At 62.2% G+C, this 21,178-nt stretch carries 21 protein-coding genes and 1 pseudogene; 10 read left to right on the top strand and 12 right to left on the bottom strand.

All coding sequences use genetic code 11. The annotated features are described in order from the left end of the window. Positions 1-32: 32 nt before the first annotated feature. The gene (locus ABXS05_RS14125) at positions 33-977 is read right to left on the bottom strand and encodes an NAD(P)/FAD-dependent oxidoreductase (RefSeq protein ID WP_367624341.1); all 945 of its coding nucleotides are present in this window, start codon (positions 975-977) and stop codon (positions 33-35) included. Between the two features lie 204 nt (positions 978-1,181). Between ABXS05_RS14125 and ABXS05_RS14130 the strand changes: the two genes are divergently transcribed. Beyond that, a complete protein-coding gene (locus ABXS05_RS14130) occupies positions 1,182-1,646 on the top strand; it encodes an Rrf2 family transcriptional regulator (RefSeq protein ID WP_367624342.1) in 465 nt (154 codons plus the stop codon). A gap of 26 nt (positions 1,647-1,672) precedes the next feature. Here the strand turns inward: ABXS05_RS14130 and ABXS05_RS14135 are convergent, their stop codons facing one another. Continuing rightward, a complete protein-coding gene (locus tag ABXS05_RS14135; protein ID WP_367624343.1) occupies positions 1,673-2,146 on the bottom strand; it encodes a winged helix-turn-helix transcriptional regulator in 474 nt (157 codons plus the stop codon). Positions 2,147-2,265: 119 nt separating this feature from the next. Between ABXS05_RS14135 and ABXS05_RS14140 the strand changes: the two genes are divergently transcribed. Both ABXS05_RS14140 and ABXS05_RS14145 read left to right on the top strand, forming a co-directional pair. Beyond that, on the top strand, positions 2,266-3,186 hold the full coding sequence (locus ABXS05_RS14140; RefSeq protein ID WP_367624344.1) for an alpha/beta fold hydrolase: 921 nt from the start codon (positions 2,266-2,268) through the stop codon (positions 3,184-3,186). Between the two features lie 316 nt (positions 3,187-3,502). Next, on the top strand, positions 3,503-3,802 hold the full coding sequence (locus tag ABXS05_RS14145; RefSeq protein ID WP_367624345.1) for an I78 family peptidase inhibitor: 300 nt from the start codon (positions 3,503-3,505) through the stop codon (positions 3,800-3,802). Positions 3,803-3,853: 51 nt separating this feature from the next. On the opposite strand, the gene ABXS05_RS14150 is transcribed toward ABXS05_RS14145, so the two are convergent. Further along, complete coding sequence (locus ABXS05_RS14150; RefSeq protein ID WP_245196957.1) at positions 3,854-4,102, bottom strand: hypothetical protein; 249 nt, start codon at positions 4,100-4,102, stop codon at positions 3,854-3,856. 41 nt (positions 4,103-4,143) lie between these two features. After that, positions 4,144-4,863 carry a DUF3053 family protein gene (locus ABXS05_RS14155; RefSeq protein ID WP_311945111.1) on the bottom strand — a complete coding sequence of 240 codons (720 nt, stop codon included), beginning with the start codon at positions 4,861-4,863 and terminating at the stop codon, positions 4,144-4,146. Positions 4,864-5,124: 261 nt separating this feature from the next. Here ABXS05_RS14155 and ABXS05_RS14160 point away from each other — a divergent pair, with 261 nt between their 5' ends. Continuing rightward, positions 5,125-6,552, top strand: a complete 1,428-nt coding sequence (locus ABXS05_RS14160; protein WP_367624346.1) for a CoA transferase — start codon at positions 5,125-5,127, stop codon at positions 6,550-6,552. A gap of 179 nt (positions 6,553-6,731) precedes the next feature. Here the strand turns inward: ABXS05_RS14160 and ABXS05_RS14165 are convergent, their stop codons facing one another. Together ABXS05_RS14165 and groL are read right to left on the bottom strand one after the other, a co-directional pair. Beyond that, positions 6,732-6,938 carry a hypothetical protein gene (locus tag ABXS05_RS14165; RefSeq protein WP_367624347.1) on the bottom strand — a complete coding sequence of 69 codons (207 nt, stop codon included), beginning with the start codon at positions 6,936-6,938 and terminating at the stop codon, positions 6,732-6,734. A 234-nt stretch (positions 6,939-7,172) separates the two neighbouring features. Continuing rightward, positions 7,173-8,801: a chaperonin GroEL gene (gene groL / locus ABXS05_RS14170; protein WP_367624348.1), complete on the bottom strand. Its 1,629-nt coding sequence runs from the start codon at positions 8,799-8,801 to the stop codon at positions 7,173-7,175. A 736-nt stretch (positions 8,802-9,537) separates the two neighbouring features. On the opposite strand from groL, the gene ABXS05_RS14175 reads away from it, so the two are divergent. Beyond that, a complete protein-coding gene (locus tag ABXS05_RS14175; protein WP_367624349.1) occupies positions 9,538-10,002 on the top strand; it encodes a hypothetical protein in 465 nt (154 codons plus the stop codon). A gap of 132 nt (positions 10,003-10,134) precedes the next feature. Continuing rightward, positions 10,135-11,065, top strand: a pseudogene (locus ABXS05_RS14180) (cation diffusion facilitator family transporter). 109 nt (positions 11,066-11,174) lie between these two features. On the opposite strand, the gene ABXS05_RS14185 reads toward ABXS05_RS14180, so the two are convergent. Further along, positions 11,175-11,897, bottom strand: coding sequence for a class I SAM-dependent methyltransferase (locus ABXS05_RS14185; RefSeq protein ID WP_311945103.1), 723 nt, complete (start codon positions 11,895-11,897; stop codon positions 11,175-11,177). A gap of 368 nt (positions 11,898-12,265) precedes the next feature. Between ABXS05_RS14185 and ABXS05_RS14190 the strand changes: the two genes are divergently transcribed. Then, positions 12,266-13,525 carry an NAD(P)/FAD-dependent oxidoreductase gene (locus ABXS05_RS14190; RefSeq protein WP_367624350.1) on the top strand — a complete coding sequence of 420 codons (1,260 nt, stop codon included), beginning with the start codon at positions 12,266-12,268 and terminating at the stop codon, positions 13,523-13,525. Positions 13,526-13,560: 35 nt separating this feature from the next. On the opposite strand, the gene ABXS05_RS14195 is transcribed toward ABXS05_RS14190, so the two are convergent. Then, positions 13,561-15,351, bottom strand: coding sequence for an ATP-binding response regulator (locus ABXS05_RS14195; RefSeq protein WP_311945100.1), 1,791 nt, complete (start codon positions 15,349-15,351; stop codon positions 13,561-13,563). Then, positions 15,352-15,966 (bottom strand): response regulator, encoded by a 615-nt coding sequence (locus tag ABXS05_RS14200; RefSeq protein WP_311945098.1) that lies wholly within the window; start codon positions 15,964-15,966, stop codon positions 15,352-15,354. Between the two features lie 360 nt (positions 15,967-16,326). On the opposite strand from ABXS05_RS14200, the gene ABXS05_RS14205 reads away from it, so the two are divergent. After that, positions 16,327-17,043: a LuxR C-terminal-related transcriptional regulator gene (locus tag ABXS05_RS14205; protein WP_311945096.1), complete on the top strand. Its 717-nt coding sequence runs from the start codon at positions 16,327-16,329 to the stop codon at positions 17,041-17,043. Positions 17,044-17,103: 60 nt separating this feature from the next. Here ABXS05_RS14205 and ABXS05_RS14210 read toward each other — a convergent pair whose 3' ends face one another. Further along, entirely contained in the window at positions 17,104-17,538 is a 435-nt protein-coding gene (locus ABXS05_RS14210) for an SLOG family protein (protein WP_311945095.1), read from the bottom strand. A gap of 403 nt (positions 17,539-17,941) precedes the next feature. On the opposite strand from ABXS05_RS14210, the gene ABXS05_RS14215 reads away from it, so the two are divergent. Next, a complete protein-coding gene (locus ABXS05_RS14215; RefSeq protein WP_367624351.1) occupies positions 17,942-18,097 on the top strand; it encodes a hypothetical protein in 156 nt (51 codons plus the stop codon). 31 nt (positions 18,098-18,128) lie between these two features. On the opposite strand, the gene ABXS05_RS14220 is transcribed toward ABXS05_RS14215, so the two are convergent. Further along, positions 18,129-18,731 carry a TVP38/TMEM64 family protein gene (locus ABXS05_RS14220; protein WP_367624352.1) on the bottom strand — a complete coding sequence of 201 codons (603 nt, stop codon included), beginning with the start codon at positions 18,729-18,731 and terminating at the stop codon, positions 18,129-18,131. A 375-nt stretch (positions 18,732-19,106) separates the two neighbouring features. Next, a complete protein-coding gene (locus tag ABXS05_RS14225; protein WP_311945093.1) occupies positions 19,107-19,790 on the bottom strand; it encodes a GntR family transcriptional regulator in 684 nt (227 codons plus the stop codon). Positions 19,791-19,978: 188 nt separating this feature from the next. On the opposite strand from ABXS05_RS14225, the gene ABXS05_RS14230 reads away from it, so the two are divergent. Beyond that, on the top strand, positions 19,979-21,103 hold the full coding sequence (locus ABXS05_RS14230) for a sugar ABC transporter substrate-binding protein (RefSeq protein WP_367624353.1): 1,125 nt from the start codon (positions 19,979-19,981) through the stop codon (positions 21,101-21,103). Positions 21,104-21,178 lie beyond the last annotated feature (75 nt).

Here is a 21,178-nt window from a genome sequence, read left to right on the forward strand (position 1 = left end):
ACGGCCGCTTGCATTCTGCCCGACGCGTCGGATCAGCCTTGTGTCGTGCTCTCGAAGACAAGGGAGCGGTGCGCCGACACGCCCGCCATCACGCCGGCAGCCGAAGCCATCGTGGCATTCGCCATCATGCTGGTGACGTCGCCGGCGGCAAAGACGCCTTCGACGCTGGTGCGCTTCTGGTCGTCGACGCTGATGAGGGGCCCAAGAGGACCGTCTTCGATATGGCAGCCGAGTTGCTCCGCCAGCGGCGAGGTCAAACAGGTCCGCGGCGCGGTGAAGATGGCCTCGACCGGCACCGTCAGGCCATCGGCGGAGCGGACCGCTTCGATTGCCGTGTCCCGGCCGAGGATCTCGACGATCGGGTTGCGCTCGACCGCGATGTTACGGGCGTGGAACAGGGGCAGAAGGTCCTCGTCGGGCTCGAACCGGCCCTGGGTGAAATAGGCCGTCGGCCCCCAATCCGACACCAGCACGGCCTGGTGCGCCGACATCGGATGGTTGGCGATGACACCGAGGCGGCGCTCCGCAACTTCAAAGCCGTGGCAATAGGGACAGCTGAAGATAGACAGGCCCCAGCGTTCGCGCATGCCTGCGATCTCCGGCAGTTCGTCCCCGACGCCGGTCGCCAGGATCAGCCGTCGGCCACGTATGATGCCTTTTCCTCCAAGTTCGATTTCGAAGAACGCCCCGCTCCGGCGTGCCTGCTGGGCCTGGCCGGCGAGGAAGCTGAAAGTCGGATAGGCGGAGAGCTGGGAGAGGGCGGTGCCGATGATCTCGCGCGGCGGGCGTCCATCCTGGCCGAGAAAGCCATGGGCGCTCTCCACGAAGCGGTTTCGCGGCAGGCCGGCATCGATGAGCAGCACCCGGCGTCGAGCGCGGGCGAGCTGCATCGCCGCGGAAACGCCGGCAAAACTGCCGCCGATAATGATGACGTCGTGAGGGGAATGGTCGGCACGGTCGAGAGGCGACACAGTCATTGAAGTACCTTGAGTCCGGTGTTGAGAAACCTTTGCTGGCACGCCTGCCAGATACGTATCATTGAAAGTTACATGATAGTTCGGCCGACGAAGAACGCAACTTTTATTGTTACGAGATTCAATTCCGGTTATCACGGATAGCGGCAACCCATCATCGCCACGGTGCAGCGGCCGGTCGGAGATGCTGAAAGGAAAGGGGACCGAATGGCTCGCGATAGCCGGCTGTCACGCATGCTCCATGTGCTGCTTCATATCGATCAGGCCGAACGCGGGCTGACCTCGGACGAGATCGGCCGGATGCTCGACACCAATCCCGTGGTGATCCGCCGCACCATGGCAGGGCTGCGGGAGCAGGGCTATGTGACCTCGGAGAAGGGCCATGGCGGCGGCTGGAAACTGGCCCGACCTCTGGATCAATTCACCTTGCGCGATGTCTATGCCGCCATCGGCGAACCGCCCATATTCGCCCTGGGTCTCGCCGAGGACCACGCGCAATGCCTGGTCGAACAGGCGGTGAATGCCCGCCTCGACGATGCGCTCGGCCAGGCGCGCCAATTGTTGCTCGATCAGTTTGCCAAGGTAACGCTGGCGGATCTCTCCGCCGATTTCCACGTACGCCTGGCCGCTCATGGCGAGCGTCGGTGCAACGCGCATCGGGAGGAACGCTAGAAAGGCCTATTGCGCGAGAGGAGGGGTCAGCCCGCCTTCTCTGCATCCATCCGTCCCGGTGGGCTTCGGACGAATGTGTCCTGTGCGCCCAGCACGCGTCCGTCCTGGGCGCGAAGTTCGAGCCTGCGCACGGGGAGGGCGGTCTTCTTGTCCACCAGCAGTACATGCGCTTCGTCAGGCTCGAAGAAGAAATCCTCCCCCCATTGCCGCAGGGCGACCAGAACCAGGAACAGGCCGCGGCCCTTCTCGGTCAGAACATATTCGTGATGGGGGCCGCCATCGCTGGCAGGCACCAGATCCATGATGCCATGGCTCACCAGATTGCGCAGCCGCGCCGACAGAATGTTCTTGGCCAAGCCTAGATTCTTCTGAAACTCGCCGAACCGGCGCAGGCCATCGATGGCGTCACGCACGATCAGCAGCGACCACCAATCGCCGATCGCATCCAGCGGCCGGGCGACGCCGCACAGGGATTCCTGGTGGCTTATCCTCTTGGCCATGACATTCGTCCACCATTCTCGTCCGCGCTCTCGTTTCGGAATATATCGGTTGCAAATTAAAACCACAAGGTTTATCGAACCTATGGTTTCAATCTAAAACCATAGATATGGACATTCTCATGATCGAGGCAGAGGCCACCTTCGATAGGACCTTTCCGTTCGCCCCGCACTTCACTGACGTGGCTGGCTTTCGAATGCATTATGTCGATGAAGGACCCGGCGATGGCGAGCCCATCTTGTGCCTGCATGGCGAGCCGACCTGGGGCTATCTTTTCCGCAATCTGATTCCTGTGCTGAGCCGGACGCATCGCGTGGTCGTTCCCGATCACATGGGTTTCGGCAAGAGCGAGACGCCGCAAGGGCGCAGCTATTGGCTGCAGGATCACATCGACAATCTCGAGCGCTTCGTCCTTGCCCTCGATCTCGGCAACATCACCCTCGTCATGCATGATTTCGGCGGCCCCGTCGGCATGGGACTTGCTGCGAGGCAACCGCAACGGATCCGGCGGATCATCTCGGCCAATGGGCCGACGCCCTTCGGGCAGGCCGATCTGGTCGAACGCCTCACGGCCAATGCGCAGGTGTCGCCCTGGTTCCAGTGGATTGCTCGAGCCCATGCCGGGGGTGTGCTGACAGGGGTGCTTGGCCAGCTCGGCTTCAACATTTTGAGCACGTTGAAGCTGAACGGCTTCGAGAACAATGCCATTGTCACCGACGCTTGGCTCTCAGCCTATGGTGCTCCTTTTTCGGAGCCGGCCGAATGCCTGGGTGCAATCGGCTGGGCCGAGGGCTTTGCCCTGGGTATCCACCGCTTCGAGCAGCCCAGCCCGGCTGCCATCGAGATCATTCGCGACAAGCCTGCTTTGGCGATCTGGGGGGAGGCGGACCGCACGCTCCAGGCCGGGCATTTCCTGCCCTTGTTCTCCGAGCTTTTCCCTCGGGCGCCCATCGAGCGGCTGAAGGGAGTGGGACACTACTGCTTCGAAGATGCGCCGGACACCCTTGCCGATCTGATCGGCAATTTCATTTGCCGGTCGTGAGATCGCGTAGCAGTCGCGCGGTGACCACCCTGCAGTCCTATGGCTTAGCCGAGTGCGTAGGGTCTCCGCCGCGCGGGTGAGTGTCCACGCATGCGGGATGATCGGCTTGCCATATCAAGGTCATGCCTCCAGGCTAGAACGTCAGGATAGTTCCTTGATTCTTAGAATAAAAAATCTATGTAATGTATTGAGATATATGAATTAATGTGTGCTTCCTGCTGGATTGCGTTGGTGGTGAGACGGCCGACCCTCAATCCGGCAAGACAGCATCCGATCGTTTTTTCAACGATCCGATACCCGCCATGAGGAATTCGTCATGCCTGTCGGCCAGTATAAACTCCTCCTGCCATTCCTACCCCTTGCCATGCTTGCTCTGGCGGCTTGCGCCTCCAATGCCGCACGGCCGGGACAGCCTCCAACCTGCGTGGCGGAGGCGGCGCAACGCCTGGTGGGTCAGCCCAAGCCAACCGATGATGTGGCCAGGAAACTGACCGGTGCCCAGATCGTACGCCAGATCAAGCCAGGCCAGGCTGTCACCTTCGATTTTCGTCCGGACCGGGTCACCATCACCACCAACCCGGCGACCGGGCGGGTGGTCAGCGCCGGTTGCGGTTGATTGAAGGTCGCCCTTCCATCCTCTCGGAAGGGCACCGAGGCGATGGGCCGGTTACATCCAGCTCCGGCCGTCGCCGCTGGAGCAGCCATAAGGCGGCAAGCGGTCGCCGAAACGCTTTTGCAGCTGATAGCACCCCCATTTGCGCAGGGCCATCGGCATGCGGCTGTTGAGCTCGATGCCGACTTCGTCGAGCGGGTCCTTGGCGGCCGTCACATAGTCGTACCAGCGATAGCCGGCCGTGCCGACGATGGCGATGACGGCCACCACCACGATCATGATGAGTTTTCGCAAGATCAGCATATTGAATACCTATGGCCTGATGACATCGAAGGAGGGCTGGCTCAGTTTCCCGTGCCGAGCATGGAAGAACGGAATTTCTGTTGGAGGGCCATCACGGCCTGCCCCTTGGCGTTGAAATCGTTGAGCAGAGGCTGCAGGGACGCCAGGGTCTTCTGATCCTTGGCAGTGATCATCATGCCGGTGACTTCGAGCTTGTCCTTGTGGCTTGCGATGAAATCGGAGAGCTGCAACGCGGCGGCAATCATGTCCTGGACCGGCGGCAGCATCTGCTTGACGCTGCTGGCCACGTTCGTCACGTCCCGCTCATAAGCCTTGTCGAAAACGGCCTTGAGATCTTCGGGCTGCTTGAGCTGCGCCTTGGCGTCATTGGCCTTGGCAAGGGCCTGGTCGATGGCACCACCAAGCTCGCCGATGAGATTTTGTACGGCGACCAGATCCTCGCGTCGCGACGCCAGATCGCTCATCGAACGGATGGAGCCCTTCGCCATGATGGCGCTGAAGCGCTGCTGCAGATTGCCTGGCTCACCGGTCGGGCCTGCCGCAAAGTCGGTGATGATGGCATAGTCCTTGACGTAGGGGCCGAAGGCGTCCTTCTGATTGCCGCTCAATTGCGGCACATGAGCGCCCGGCTTGTCGAGGATGCGGGTCTGCAGGAATTCGATGAATTCCTTGCGCTGGCTGGGTTCCTGGTCACCGCAGGCCGAAAGGGCAAGGCAGAGCAGAATCCCCAGAAAGGCCAAGGGGCGGGCAAACGAGTTCATACTGTCGATTCCAGGCAATTCGAATTGAGTGATTTGAAGAGAAATTCCAGAAAGAACATTGAAATCATAGCAATTTCACCCTCTGGAGGCGGCGCGGACACGGTCGAGGGAGAGGAGGCAGGGCAAGCGTACCTAGCATGCCATGTCATTCATTCAAGCTTTGTGCGCTACCGGTTCCGCTTTCAGGTTTCAGCACCGGGCGACGCCTGAGCCCTGACGTCTGCTGAGTTGTTCATCGAACAAGAGCATATTGAGGCCTCCATGCACGACGACATCGCCGCGACATCGCTTTCCTCGACGGTTTCCGCTCCTGCGGCATGTTTCCTCAGCGAAATCTGGCGCGCGGTCGGCGGGGATCCGGCACATCTCCGCCATCTGGCGATAAACGGTACCGGCGCTCTGCCCTCGATATTCCACGTCACCGATCTCGCCAGCGCTGCCGTGGCGGCCGCTGGCCTCGCCGTCGCCGAGTTGGTATCGCTGCAACTGGGCAGATTCCCTGCCGTGCAGGTCGATCGACGGCTGGCCTCATTCTGGTTCCTTACCTCGTTACGGCCCCAGGGCTGGTCGATGCCGCCGCAATGGGATGCCTTAGCCGGCGATTATCAGGCGGCGGATGGCTGGATCCGGCTGCATACGAACGCCCCGCATCACCGTGATGCGGCCCTCGCCGTCCTGAAGACGCCAGCGGATCGCGAGGCGGTGGCTGCCGTGGTGAAGCAATGGCCGGCCGTGGCCCTGGAGACAGCCATCGTCGCCGGGAATGGCTGCGCCGCCGCCATGTACACGCTCGAACAATGGGTCGATCACCCACAGGGAAGGGCCGTCAATGCGGAGCCGCTGCTGCATCGTAGCAGCAGCATCGGCGGCAACCGACTGCGTGCGACATTGTCGGCTGGCCGGCCCTTGCAGGGTATCCGCGTGCTGGACTTGACGCGCATTCTTGCCGGGCCCGTCGCGACACGCTTCCTCGCCGGCTTTGGGGCCGAGGTCCTGCGCATCGATCCGCCTGGATGGGAAGAGCCGGTCACCGTACCGGAGGTGGTGCTCGGCAAACGCTGTGCCCGGCTCGACCTGAAAAACCCGGATGATCTGCATGCGCTGGAACGGTTGCTCACGCGAGCGGACATACTCGTTCACGGCTATCGGCCCGATGCCCTTGCCCGCCTCGGGCTTGGTTCTGCGCGCCGGCGCCAGCTCAATCCCGGGCTAATCGACGTCTGCCTGGACGCCTATGGCTGGAGCGGGCCGTGGCAGGGTCGCCGGGGCTATGACAGCCTGATCCAGATGAGCACGGGGATTGCCGACGCAGGCAGGCGGGCAGCAGGGCGCGATCGTCCGACACCACTGCCGGGACAGGCGCTCGACCATGCCACGGGCTATATCCTGGCGGCAGCGGCCATCCGCGGCCTGGTGGAGCGACTGCAGACGGGGCAGGGATGCGAGGTGCGGGGATCGCTGGCTCGGACCGCACGCCTCGTGGTTTCAAATGGAAACCAGTCAGTCGCTATGGAAGCGCCGGCATCCGAGCAACCCTCCGACTGGTCCTACATTGTCGAGCAGACAGGCTGGGGGCCGGCCCGGCGCATCCGCCCGCCGGTCGTGATCGCGGATAATCCCATGGCTTGGGACTTACCCGCATCGAAGCTGGGATCGTCTGTGGCGGCTTGGCTCGCCGACAAAGCCTGACGCATCAGCAGCACTGCGTTCGTGCCCGAACCCATGGCGCCGAAGATCCTGTTTCTAAAGCGTCTTGCGATTTGGCGGAATCACCAAGAATCGCAAAGACGCCTTAGCCAATCCTTTGGATTGGCCTTGGGAACAAGGAGTTAGAGCAAATAGGCGTTCACACTTGATCGCGCTTTGCTCTAAGGCCGGGCCAGCGAGGCGCGCTTGTGCGCCGGATGATTCCAATAGGTCGTCTGGCCCTGATAGGCCGAGACGCCGGCAATGGCCGTGGTCACCATGGCCACCGCGAGTGTCGCGACGATGCAGGCGGCGAAACAGTACTGGCGACGGGCAATCCTCCGGCCAGCCTTCCCGGCCTGGGATTGTCCCTCGATAAGGTCCAGCAACGTTTCTTTCCGCACCAAGATCTCGCCCTCGAACTGTCGACATGACGTAACGACAAGGCAGAACGCGACAGGGCTCGTCAGTGCGATTTCGCACATTGCGATCATCACCCGATCACAACGGCTGGAAAAGCAGCCGGGACCAGTCTGCGGGCGACGTTTTGGCACGGCACTACCGCGGACCCGCAGAGGCGCGAGTTCCCCTGGTAGCCTATCCTGGCCGCGATATCACGGCCCTTAAAAGCCCATGCCACCGCCGCCCGGCATGGCCGGTGGCGCCTCCTTGCCGGGCAGTTCAGCCACAAGCGCCTCGGTGGTGATCAGCAAGGCAGCGATCGACGCTGCACCCTGCAGGGCCGTCCGCACCACTTTGGCTGGATCGATCACCCCGGCCCGGACGAGATCCTGATATTCGCCCGTATAGGCATTGTAGCCCCAATTATAGCTGTCCTTTTCCAGAAGCTTGCCGATGATGATGCTGGCGTCGGCACCGGCATTCGCCGCGATTTGCCGAGCCGGCACTTCGATTGCACGTCTGACGATGTCGACACCGGTTTTTTGGTCGCTATTGCCCGGTTTCAAGCTGCCCAGGGCGCCGAGCGAGCGCAGCAGGGCCACGCCACCGCCGGGCAGGATGCCTTCCTCCACGGCCGCGCGGGTTGCGTGAAGCGCATCGTCGACCCGGTCCTTGCGCTCCTTGACCTCGACTTCGGTGGCGCCCCCCACCCGGATCACCGCCACGCCGCCCGCCAACTTGGCCAGGCGCTCCTGCAGCTTCTCCCGGTCGTAGTCGGAGCTGGTCTCCTCGATCTGGGCGCGGATCTGGCCGAGGCGGGCCTGGATCTCCACTTTCTTGCCGGCGCCGTCGACGATGGTGGTACTTTCCTTCTCGATCACCACCTTCTTGGCCTGCCCGAGCATTGGCAGCCCGACATTCTCCAGCTTGATGCCGAGATCCTCGCTGACGACCTCCCCGCCGGTGAGAATGGCAATGTCCTCGAGCATGGCCTTGCGGCGGTCGCCGAAGCCGGGTGCCTTGACGGCGGCGATCTTCAGCCCGCCGCGCAGCTTGTTGACCACCAGGGTGGCGAGGGCCTCGCCTTCCACATCCTCGGCGATGATCAGCAAGGGGCGGCCGCTTTGCACGACGGCTTCGAGCAAGGGGAGCAATGCTTGAAGACTGGAGAGCTTCTTTTCATGGATCAGGATATAGGGGTCTTCGAGGTCGGCTCGCATCTTCTCGGCATTGGTGACGAAATAGGGCGAGATGTAGCCCCGATCGAATTGCATGCCCTCCACCACCTCGAGTTCGGTAGCCAGCGCGGTTGCTTCCTCGACGGTGATCACGCCCTCATTGCCGACCCTCTTCATCGCCTTGGCGAGGAATTCGCCGATCTCCGCGTCCCCGTTGGCCGAAATCGTGCCGACCTGGGCGATCTCGTCGTTCTTGGTGACCTTGCGGGCATGCGTTTTGAGATCGGCGACCACCGCGTCCACCGCCATGTCGATGCCCCGCTTGAGATCCATCGGGTTCATGCCGGCCGCCACCGCCTTGGCGCCTTCGCGGACGATGGCCTGGGCGAGAACCGTGGCGGTGGTAGTACCGTCACCGGCCGCGTCGGACGTCTTGGCGGCGACCTCGCGGACCAGTTGCGCGCCCATATTCTCGAACTTGTCGGCGAGTTCGATTTCCTTGGCGACGGTGACGCCGTCCTTGGTGATGCGGGGGGCACCGAAGCTCTTTTCGATGACGACATTGCGCCCCTTGGGACCGAGCGTCACCTTGACCGCATCTGCAAGCAGGTCGACGCCCTTCAACATCTTCTCGCGCGCTTCGGATGAGAACTTCACGTCCTTGGCAGCCATGACAATTCCTCCCTGGAATGGCTCGACCTTCGGCAAGACTGCGCTTTTTTGCGCTAACTTGTTGCTTTGACGCGGTTTTGCGACTTGGGAAATATCTTCATCGCATCGCGACATGCCCGAGCATGTTGCGATTTCTCCGAATCGATCTTTTCCACATTCCCTGTTTCGACGTGTCTTGTTGATGGAGAAGTCTATCAACTTTTTGGGGGAAACGCTTCAGTCTGAATATTGTTCTCGTTCAGTCGTTCCGTGGCGACCTTGTCTGTTCTGGCTCTCGAATTCCTGGTGGCGGAGGAGCAGGGGAGCGGGATCGTCCTCAACTGCCGGAAGGCAAAGGCGAAGGTGCAATGATCCTGCAGGGAACGCGGTATGACGATCTGTCGACGGGGAGAAGGCGGGATATTTCGCATTTCAACCGATCTGGCGGTTTGCCAAGCACGATCGAGGGTGTAATGCTGCCCGCATTCCACGACTCGCAAGCAACATACATTCCCGAATGAAACCCCCGTCCAAGCCTTTCTTCGTCGAGGTCAGGCGTTCGCGATCGATTCCGGCCCAGGCCTCTCCACCCGCGCGACCGACGTCGTCTTGGGAGGACGCGCCCGAGCCTGCCGGTGCGCGATCCAAGGCCTGGCAACATGCCGAGCAGTTCTTTCAGCCTCGAGCCACCGAGCCCGGGCCGTCAAAGCAGGAGCCCCTCGCTCCTGTTGAGCCTGTGCCCATTTCGGCCCAGGCCGTGGTCGAGCCCAAGGACAAGACCGCCCATGTCGAGGCGCGCGACGGGAAAGGCGATAAGAACACCGTCAAACGCAGTCGCAAAATGGCGAAAGCCCCGGTGCTGCCGCCGGAGGAAGCAAGGGTTATTCCGGTAAGGAAGGCACGCAGGAGCAAGGCATCGCAGGAAGAGCATCCCTCGGTGCATTCCCGGCTGGCTCCTGATGTGGCCCCCGGGAACGATCAGGAACCGCCGTCTTCCAATCTGCCGGAAGAAGTCAAGACCGCTCCGCGCAAGAAAGCTCCCGCCTCGGAAACACCGCTAGATGAGGTTTCCTCCGAGGATGCGGCCGAAGCGGGTGCGCGCAGGCCTTTGTCGGCTCGCGCCGCTCGCTCCGCTGCCAAACCCGCGGAACGCTGGACCTGCCGGTTGCGGCATGTCCGCCGGAATCTGGGCTCTGGCCGCATCGGGCAACTGCGTCCGTAGCCCCGAAGGGGCATCGCCTTTTGACCTGGATGGCTGATACGAGTTATCGGCCTGGCAGGTCGCGCCGACCTGTGCCGATGCCGAAATGGCTTGGCGGTGTGCTAGGTCTTGGCCGTTCGGCAGCGCGGGGTGATGGTGCATACGGAACAAGGCATTCTCAAAGTCTCGATCGCCGTCACCATTTTCGTAGCCGGGTTCGGCGTGGTGTTCGGCCTGCTTTCTGGTTCCTTCTCCATCGTCTTCGACGGCGTCTATATGCTGGTCGACGCCAGCATGAGCGGCCTGGCGCTGATTGTGGCGAGCCTGATCGCCACCAATTCGTCCCCGGCCACAGCCGTGGGAAAGCTGCATGAGCGCTTCACCATGGGCTTCTGGCATCTGGAGCCGATGGTTCTCGGCCTCAACGGCGCCATGCTCATCGGGGCGGCCATTTATGCGATGATCAATGCCATCGGCAGTCTGATGGTCGGCGGCAGGGATCTCCAATTCGGATATGCCATCCTCTATGCCGCCGTGGCCTTGGCTGCCTGCATCGCCATGGCGGTGGTCGAAACCCGGATGAACCGGACCATCCGCTCCGATTTCGTGGCGCTCGATGCCAAGGCCTGGATCATGTCAGCCTCGATCACCGGGGCGCTGCTTCTGGCTTTCTGCATCGGCTATGCGATCGAGGGCACGCGCTTCGACTGGCTCACCCCCCTATGTCGATCCCGCTGTCCTGCTTCTGCTCTGCCTGGTCATCATTCCTCTGCCGGTTTCGACCGTCAGGCAGGCCCTGTCCGAGATCCTCCTGGTAACGCCGACGTCCCTCAAGGACCATGTCGACGCCGTCGCCAAGATCTTCGTCACCAAATACGGCTTTCTGACGCACAAAGCCTATGTCGCGAAGGTTGGCCGAGGTCGGCAGATCGAGCTCTATTTCATCGTGCCGTCCGGCCGGCCAGCCACGCGCTTGGAGGAATGGGACCGCATCCGTGACGAGATCGGCGAAGCGATCGGCGGCGAAAGCCGGGATCGCTGGTTGACCATCGCCTTTACCACGGATGTCGAATGGGCCGTGTAGAACGGGCAGAGGATACCAGCGCCGCCTCTGCGAGAGCTGATCATATCTATAATTATAGCTTTATATCAATCAATTACATTGATGTAATAATATTTTAGGTTGGATTTTCTCAAGCCAGGATCTTTGCCTTGAGCCAAAGGAAAAGCGGCAGGCGAGCCCATTGCCTGAGGCGGTCTGCATTCTCCATATCGGGAATGGGCTCGCGCAGGGCCGTAATCGCCAGGCCCGCCCGCGAGAGGGCAGAGACATAATTCTCAAGCGGTTGCGACCAGCCGGCAAAGTGCATGCGAAGTCCGTCATGCTCTTCTTCGCCTTCGAAGCGAACCCGGCCGTAATAGCTGCCTTCCAGGATGAAGGGCGCATCCGGCTCAGGGCCTGCGAAGCGGCCACGGTCCCGGAAGGGATGCACCAGCGATATCAGGAACTCGCCGCTCGGCTTGAGGACACGTCGGGCTTCGGCAACGGCCGCCGGTACATCCTCGACATCCATCAAGACATTGTAGGCCACCACCAGATCGAAGCTGGCCGCGGCAAACGGTAGTTTTGCAGCTCCTGCAACGGCGTAGGCGTCGGCTGATTCCGCCTGCCGCGCGGCATCGACCATCGGCGCCACGGCGTCCGTTGCCGTCACGTGGTAGCCCAGCTTGCGCAGTTCGCGACTGACCCGGCCTTCGCCGCAGCCTATCTCCAGAGCCTTGCCTTGCCCGGCACCGATGAAGGCAAGCAATGACTGGCGATAGGCCCAGAAAGCGTCATGGCCCGGCGATCGCGCCCAGGCGATCCACTGTTCGGCAATACGCGTCCAATGGGCCTCGTCCGCTGAACGGTCCATTTCGTCTCACTCCGATCAGATTGTGCTGATTCGAAGGAGCGAGCCTAAAGCAAAGTGCATTCAGGCGGGAAGGGCTGCACCTAACCCGCTGTTTCGGCACTTCTTTGTGCTCGATGACGGTCCATCGACACCTCCGGACAACCGCGCAGGCCTGGCGAATGATCCGTGCGGTTCTCTGCCCTTCTCGCAGACCAAGCGTCAAAGCAGCGCGGTTGCCGCATCATGCGACGAAATTGCTTGCGGGCACGACAGCGCTTGGCGCAAGGACAATCGGGAAACGGCCGGCCGTCATGGACTCCACGATGCAGCGGTCAAGTCTTGGCCACGAATCAGATCTTGGCCGCGAAATTGCTTGGGGGCAGCGGTCCATGGTTCAGGTCATCAGGCAATCGGGCGACGTATTGGTGCTCGGTGCCGGTATCGTCGGCGTCTCGGTTGCTCTGCATCTTCAGAAATTGGGGCGATCCGTCGTTCTCGTCGACCGCCGTCCTCCAGGCGAGGAAACCAGCTACGGCAATGCGGGCCTGATCGAGCGGGCCAGCGTCATTCCCTATGGCTTTCCACGTGAGCTCTCGACGATTCTCCACTATGGGCTGAATCTATCTGCGGATGTGCGCTACCATTGGCGCTTCCTGCCCAAGGCCCTGCCGTGGCTCGCGCGCTTCTGGTGGGAGTCCTCGCCCAAGCGGCTGCGCCGGGCTGCCCTCGATATGCTGCCCCTGATCGAGCATTCGGTGGAGGAGCACGCCAGGCTGATGGCCGATGCCGGTATTTCCGAGCAATTGCGACCAACCGGCTGGATGGAGGCCTATCGCAGCACCGCGGCCTTCGAGAAGGCCTGTTCGGCGGCCAGGCAGCTCGATGAATTCGGCTTGCGCTACGACCTCCTTGCCGCTTCCGCACTGCGTGAGAGGGAACCGAGCCTGGCGGGTGTATTCGCGGGTGCGGTGCATTGGCGCGATCCCGCCACGATTGCCGATCCTGGCCGGCTGGTGAAGGAGTATGCTGCACTTTTCGCCCGCAATGGCGGCAGCTTCGTCGAGGCCGACGCGACAGCCCTGCGGCAGGAAGAGGGCGGCTGGAGTCTGGAGACGCCGGAGCACCACTATCACTGCCGCGAAGCCGTCGTTGCCCTTGGGCCATGGTCGGACCGGCTCTACACGAAATTCGGCTATCGCGTGCCGCTTGCGGTCAAGCGCGGCTATCACGTGCATTTCAATCCGGCACCCGGCGCCGTCCTCAATCGGCCGATCGTCGACATCGAGCGTGGCTATCTGCTGGCGCCGATGACCCGGGGCATCCGGCTGACGACGGGAATCGAGTTCGCCGCACGCGATCACGCGCCGACGCCGGTACAGCTCGACCGGACCGAGCCGCATGCCCGCGAGGTATTTCCACTCGCGCAACGTGTCGAGGCTGCGCCCTGGATGGGATCGCGCCCCTGCCTGCCGGACATGCGTCCCGTGATCGGCCCGGCTCCACGCCACAAGGGCCTGTGGTTCGCCTTTGGCCACAACCATCATGGCCTGACGCTCGGTCCCGCCACGGGGCGACTGCTGTCGGAAATGATGGCGGGATTGCCCACTTTTGCCGATCCGACGCCCTTTGCAATGAACCGGTTCGGCTGAAAGACATAGGGAGTGCAGGCCGGCACCAGCGCCGTTCAGCCATGGGCCCGCTTTGCTCGAGGCGGCAAGGTGCTGCGGATCCTGGCGAAGAGGGCGGCTGGCAGAACCGGCTTGTGCAGCAGGGGGATGCCGCTGGCCTCCGCTTCGCGTAGCCGCTCGGGCGCGGTGTCGCCCGTGATGAGGATGGCGGGCAGGTCGGGGATCCGTTCCCGGAGGATGGCAATCGCTTCCGCGCCGGTTCGCTGCTCGCGCAGGCGGTAATCGCAGATCACCAGATCCGGTGCCATGCGGTCGAGGCAAAGCCGCGCCTGCTCGATGCCTTCCACGGCCTCGCACCGCGCGCCCCAGGTTTTCAGCAGGCGCAACATGCCCTCACGAACGGCTTCGTCGTCGTCGATCACGAGGATCCGGCACGGTGTGCCCAGCGTCGTGTGGTCGTTCGCGAACGCGGACGGCTCGGGATCGGCCTGCATGCCGGACTGCCCGGCTGCAAGAGGCAGAATAAGAGCGAATTTGCTGCCGCGGCCAACCACCGAGCGCAATCGCAATTCATGATTGGCGGCCCGGGCGAGACGCTCGGTGATAGCCAATCCCAGGCCGAGCCCCTTGCGGCGATCGCGCTCGGGATTGCCGAGCTGATGAAATTCTCGAAAAATTTCCTGCTGGTTGTCGGCCGCGATGCCGATGCCGCTGTCCCAGACCTCGACATGGACCTGGTCGGAGCGGCGCCGGCAGCCGATCAACACACCACCGCGTTCGGTGTAGCGAATGGCGTTGGAGATCAGGTTGCGCAGGATCAGCTCCACCAGTGCGGGGTCTGATTCCACCATCACATCGGTATCGCGCTGACGGTAGACGATGCCTTTTTCATCCGCCGACGGGGCAAGTTCGGTACCGATCCTGTTGAGCAGGGGCTGGAGTTCGAAACAGCGCTTGCTCACCGTGACCACGCCGGCTTCGAGCCGCGAGAAATCGAGCAGCGTGTTGAGCATGTCGCCCGAAGCACTCGAGGCGGCGCGGGCATTGTCCAGGATCTCGCGTTGCTGCGCCGTCAACTGGCCACGGGCGAGCACTTCCAGGAACAGGCCCTGGGCATGGATGGGTTGGCGCAGATCGTGGCTGGCGGCAGCCAGGAATTTCGATTTGGCCTGGTTTGCGGTTTCGGCCTCGAGGCGGGCGGCCTGGGCGATTGCCGTCTCCTGGCGCAGGCGCTCTACCAATTCGTTGTTCTCGAACCGCAGCTCCGCCAATTTCTGGAAGGTCTGCGACGCGCTGCGCGCCGAAGCGATGATGGCGATGCAGAACAATATGCTGCCAATCGCCATGCCCCAATACATGGGATCGCCGAGCGTGACCAATTTGAGGGAGAGCATGGCGATGAACACGACCGAATAGCCGACAAAGGCCGGCAGCACGGGCGCCATGAAGGAGAGGGAGCCAGCCTGGATGCCGGCCATGAAACACAGAAGCAGGGCGATGGCGAGGGGCGAAGCCTGATCAAAGGCGATCCAGGGCAATATGCCCCGCAGGACGCCGATCGCCGTGGCAAGCAGGACGGCATAACGCTGGTAGCGACCGGCCTCGGCAACAGGATCCGGACTGTCACGGAAGCGGTTGGCGAGCAGGCGCAGAAAAGGCACGGGAAGAAAAGCGCAGACTGCCCAGATCGCCAAGGGAAGCACGGGGGCATTCAGGGCGAAGATGACGGCCATCGCCGCATTGCCGATGCCGCCGATGATGAAGGCAAACGGAGCCGTGCCAAGCATGAAGCGAAGCTGCTCCGCAGCGATGCGGGCGGGAACCGGCTTGAACAGGAGCGCTGCCATTCAGCGTATCAGGCCGCGTTCGCGGGCCGTGGCCACCGCCTCCGCCCGGCTCGCCACGTCGAAAGCCGCCAGCAGGGCCTGGACGTGCACGCGTACCGTGTTTTCCGACAGGTTGAGGTGGCGCCCGATCACTTTGTTGGAATAGCCCCGGCCCAATTGGTCGAGAACCTCGTATTGGCGCGGCGTGAGCTGGGCCTGGCTTCTGGCGAGCGGATGAGCGATCTCGCTGGGGGCCGTCTCTCCTCGCAGGGCACTTTCGACGGTCGCGACGATACGATCGGTCGGCTCGGCCTTAGACAGGAAGGCCGCCGCGCCCTTGGCGAGGGCCTCCGCCCGAGTGCCGACATCGTCATGCGAGGTGAGGATGATCACAGGTGCGCCTGGCCAGCGTCGCCTGAACACGGCCAATCCTTCCATGCCGCTCAGGCCGGGCATCTCGATATCGAGCAATACCGCATGAGGCCGTATCTGGTCCTCGGCAATGGCCTGGGCGATCGAGGCGGCCTCGCGGATCATGGCGTGCGGCAGCCCTTGCTCGAGCACCAGGCGCAAGCCGGCGCGCAGGAGCGAGTGATCATCGATCAGGAGTAAGTGCAGCGGCGATGGGGCGTGCATGACACCCTACTTTAGGCTAGTTGCCGACCTTAGACCATTAGTCCATGCAGACTAGTCCAAGACAGACTATGGAAAATGAGCTAAGAGTTTTCTAAAGTCGCTTTGACCAACGGGTTGGAGTTGAGTGGAGCAACTTGGCGGGATTGGTCTCACGACGAGCTTGCCGGCCGATTGCGGCTAAGGCGCTTGCCGCAAGAGAATCGGATGGTTGAGGTTTTCACCTCGTCGATCTATCGCCGATCCGGGCCAAGCAGGCTGCATTCCCAATGGTAGCCAGCGTGACAGGGGGGCGCACTATGTACTTCGGCAATTCGCTGCCGAAGTTCTCATGGTCCATTTTCTTGCTGAAAGACTCCTCCCGTGGAACCGATCCCCACTTCCCATGCTCCCGAACACGACCGGCAGGGCGCGCCGTGGACGATTGCCGTCATCGATGACAAGCAACTCACCCGCAGCTGTCTGATACACAGCCTCGTCTCTGCTGCCCCTGCCTTTTCTGCCCTGGGATATGCCAGTCTGGCGGATTGGCACCAGAGTGAGGAAGGCTACGGCCCGTGCATTGTCCTGTTTTGCGTCACGGGTCAGAAGGCAACCGAGGCGGTCGTGGGGCTCGATCTCGATTTTGTGGCCCAACATTGCGGTGACGTTCGGGTGATCGTGGTTTCCGACATCGAGGATCCCCGGCTGGTCGTGGCGGCTCTCGGCAAGGGGGCACGGGGCTATATCGGCATGAGCTCCAGCCTCGATGTTGCCCTGGCGGCTATACGCCTGGTGGCGGCAGGTGGCATCTTCGTCCCGGCAAGCGGCCTGCTGCCGTCGAAGTCACGGGCTGGTTTCAGCGGAGAGGAAAGCCAGGACGAAGGCGTGTCTCGGCAGGCGGCCTTCACACCCAAGCAACTGGCGGTGATCCAGCGATTGCGCCAGGGCGAGTCCAACAAGATCATCGCCTACAAGCTCAATATGGAGGAATGCACCGTCAAGGTGCATATCCGCAACATCATGCAGAAGATCCGGGCGCGCAATCGCACGGAAATCGCCTATATGACCAACGATCTTTTTGACGGCGACGCCCACTGATCCAATCGGAAGGGGCAACCGAGTTCGGTTCCGGTCGCCGGGATCGGGGCGTTGCAGGCTTCAGAAGGCAACCGCCTCGACGATGCGGACACCGGATCGTCGGGCTCGCGCCACCAGATCTGCGCAATCCTTGCCGCCCGGAAAAGCAATCACCACGAAGGGCTCGTAGAAATTGAGCATGTGCTCGTTGCGCAGCGGTCCCGCGGATGTGCCATATCTGAGCCAGGACGCGCGCTCGACAATCGACCTGACCCGATGGGCGACGGCCCACTTGGTTGCCAGCAGGTCAGCGCCACGCTTGCCGGCATGAACGATACGAAATTCTCCCTCATCCGCCAGCAGGCGGTCCAGGATGGCGAAGACGCGTTGCTCATCGATGGTCTCGTCATCACCACAGACGAGCACGGTTCTGGGCTTGCCTGGCGGCAGGCGCGGGATCTTCTCGCCGGAAGGCTGCAGCAGCGAGAGATGTCTGTTGTGCATGTCGATCGTCATGAGTGCCACCGCCCGGACCTGTGACCGCTTTGAAGCGCAGTTTCTCTATTCTTCTTCGCGTTGATGCATTTTCTTGAGCAGAATTTCCCCGATCTCCCGGGGGGATGTCGCGGGTCCTGCCGTGATCCTTGATACCGAACCTGCATGTTGGCCGAAGACCGGCCTGTATCTGGTTCGGGTCAAACCTCTTGGCTCTTCCTTGCCCGCCATTAGATCAGCCACCGGCCTGACAGGGGTGTGATCCGATTGTCCGGAGCCCACTACCGCATGATAAGGCAAGGCGAGCGAAGGCGAGTCTCGTCGTGAAAGTGCCCCATCAGCGCCCAACTCTCATGCCACTCTGGCGGTGTCATCGAGATCTGATCTCTGTCATTCACCCCCCCTCCATTGGTATCCGCCGCCCTTGCTGAGTATCGCCGACGCCCTCATTCACTCTCTGACATCCATCATACTCGCCCTGGCGGCCATCCGCGTGACGGGCATCATGGCCCTGGCAGTGGCCGGCTTGCTGGTGGTGGGCGTAGTAGCCACCACAATCCGGCGAAGAAGGCGCGGTTGAGGCACCGGCCGTCAGCATCCATGATTGAGCGTTACCGAATCCGCTCTTCGCCCGCCGGCTCGCGCTGATAGGTCGCCAGGACCTGCCGCAGCTTGCGCCCCAGCAACAGGAGAGCCGCCAGGCCGGCGCAAAGGCCTAAGCCGAAAGTGACGATCTGCAGCGCCGACAGCTGTCCATCGAGGCTCGCGCGCAGTCCCGCACCGGCAGCGACCTGCAGGGCGATGCCGGGCAGAATGCCAAGCCCGGTCGCGATCAGGAACGGGCCGAAGGCGGTCGAAGTCGAGCCGAACACGAAGCTCACCAGGCTCGATGGCGCAATCGGCGCGAAACGGCATAAAAGCACGATACGCCAGCCACTTATCCGAACAGCTTCACGAAGCGGCTCGAGCAGGCGCCAGCGCCGGGTGAGCCGGTGCCCGTAGCGGCGACCAACGGCGAGGCCGAGCCAGTAAGCCACGGATGCGCCGAGGATGGATCCGATCAGGGCAAGCGGGATGCCGTATAGACCATAGGCGGAACCGGCCACGATGCAAAGCGCGGGCCGGGGCAGCAGCGAGACCGCACTGACGAAGAAGAGCAGCAGCATCAAGGCTGCTCCCCACTCGCCGGCAAAGCTCAATAGATCCGCCTGCATGCCCAAACCAGTCCCGGTGTCGTTCGCCGTTCATATCGTGTCTCGGGCAGGATGCAACCTCGATGGCTTTTGCTCAAGAGACATTCACGCGGCCTGTGGCCGGATGTGAAAGCGATGCCGGCATCCAGGCAGCATGCCGATCATGCCTCGTGCCAACAAAGAACCCGGCGTGTCGGGCGCCGGGTCAAAAGTTGGTTGCTATGCCGCCGATTTGCGGCATGGGTGCACACTATTGTCAGACGATGTGACACAGCCGTGAAAGTACCGGCGCCAAGGCGTCCTGTAATCCGACAACCTTGCCAGGATTCGCAAATGCACATCGAAACAAAGGGTTAGGACCGGCAAGAGGCTGGTCCCTCTCTGGAACACAGCCGGTCAGAGAATGGTTTCGAGAATATCGGCCGCGTCGCCGATATCGGCCTGGACGGCACGAACCGCACCATCCCGATCTCCCGATCGCAGTGCGTCGACGAGGATACGGTGGTGTTTATTCGAGACGACGAAATTGCCGCGTTCCTGCAGCAGGTTGAAATAGGGGCTGACCTGGAGCCAGAGGGTCTCGATGATGCCGAACAGTGTCTCCGAGCCGCTCGCTTGGTAGATCTCGAAATGCAGCGCCCGGTTGGCGCGCAGATAGATCTTCCGGGCTTCCTTGTTCGGCTTGATGTTGTCCATCTCTTCGACCAGTTCGTCCAGCCGGGCGAGTGTTGCGGGCTGGAGGTTGGGCGCGGCCCAGGATACCGCCAATCCTTCGATTTCCAGGCGAGTGCGCGTCAGGTCGGCCAATCGTTCTCGGGTCAGATGCGGAATGCCGAGGCTTCGCCCGGCGACCACCGTGAGGGCCTTTTCCGCCGTCAGGCGTAGAATGGCCTCGCGCACCGGCATGGCGCTGACGCCGAAGGCATCCGCCAGCCACTGGATGGTAATCGACTGGCCGGGCGCCAGGTCGCCATTGAGGATCAGTTCCTTGGCCTGGCGATAGACGTCCTCCTGCATCGTGGCGCGCTGCACGCGGACGACCGAGAGCGGTTCTCGCGCCTTGGACCTGATTTCGCTCATGACACCTCCGCGTTGCAATCCCGGGACGGGATTCTCGTCTTGTAGGTCGGTTCGCCGTTCCAAGAAAGCGTCACCGGGCTTGCTAAAATTCTGATCTTTGATTTATGATCAAAAGTAGCTCACAGAAGCTGACTTATCAACGAGTCGAAGTGCCCGCCGCAACGAAGCGGGCTGACAGGGAGGGAAGAATGGGACTGGTGAAGCGCGGTGCTGCCCTGCTGGGCGCGGGACTGCTCGGCCTATGCGCCCTTGGCGGGCAGGCCGAAGCCAAGGACAAATACAAGATCTATCTGTCGATGAGCTATATCGGCAATGATTGGCAGGGCGAGGCCGCCAACATGGTCAAGGCCATGGCCGCCAGCAAAGAGATGGCCGACAAGGTCGATCTCCAGGTCCAGGTCGCCGGCCCCAATGCCCAGCGCCAGATCCAGCAGATCAACGCCATGGTCCAGGCCGGTGCCAAGGCCATCGTTGTTTTCCCGATCTCGCCCACGGCCTTGAATGCGGCCGTGAAGAATGCCTGCGGCAAGGGCGTGGTGGTGATCGCCTATGATGGCGAGATCACCGAGCCCTGCGCCTACAACGTCACGATCGACCAGGGCGAGGCAGGGCGGGTCACGGCCGAATGGCTGGCCAAGAAACTGAACGGCAAGGGCAACATCATCGCCATCACCGGCGTGCCCGGCACCTCGGTCGATACGCTGCGCACCAAGGCAGCCAAGGAGGTGTTTGCCAAATATCCCGACATCAAGATCGTCAACGAAGCCGTCGGCATGTGGAGCCAGGCGGTGGCTCGCACCGAATTGTCCAAGATCATGGCCACCCGTAAATGGGACGAGATCGACGGGCTGTGGATGCAGGTGGGCTGCTATACCGCCAATACCATGCAGATCGAGGCCGGCGCGACCCCCGATAAGCTCAAGCCCTGTGCCGGCGAGGGCTCGAATGGCGGCCGCATCCAGATGCTGCCGGTGGGCACCGAGGTCGAAGGCGCCAACGGCACATATACCCCGATGGCTGCGCCCCGAATTTCCTATGCCTCGCCGCCTTACTCGGGTGGCCTGGCCCTGAAGCTTGCCGTCGCCAAGCTCGATGGCAAAGACATTCCCAAGCACACGGTGCTGCCTTTGCCGATCGTGACGAACGAGACGATCAAGCTCTGCCAGGAAGGCAGCTGGGCGGAGATGAAGGCCGGCTGTAACGCCTTCAAGCCCTCTCTGGTTTCCAACCCCGGCTGGTTCGCCTCGATCTATTCGGCCGAAACGCCCGAGCTCGGGCTGTCGGCGGCGCTGGTCGGCCAGCCCGAGAATTGAAGGCAGGGCGGTCCGCGCCCTCGTCCAAATCCGAGACTCTCCTTCTCCTCTTGCGGGAGAGGGAGAGACACCTTG

It is taken from the genome of Labrys neptuniae (genome assembly GCF_040797145.1).
Classification (GTDB): Bacteria; Pseudomonadota; Alphaproteobacteria; order Rhizobiales; family Labraceae; genus Labrys; species Labrys neptuniae.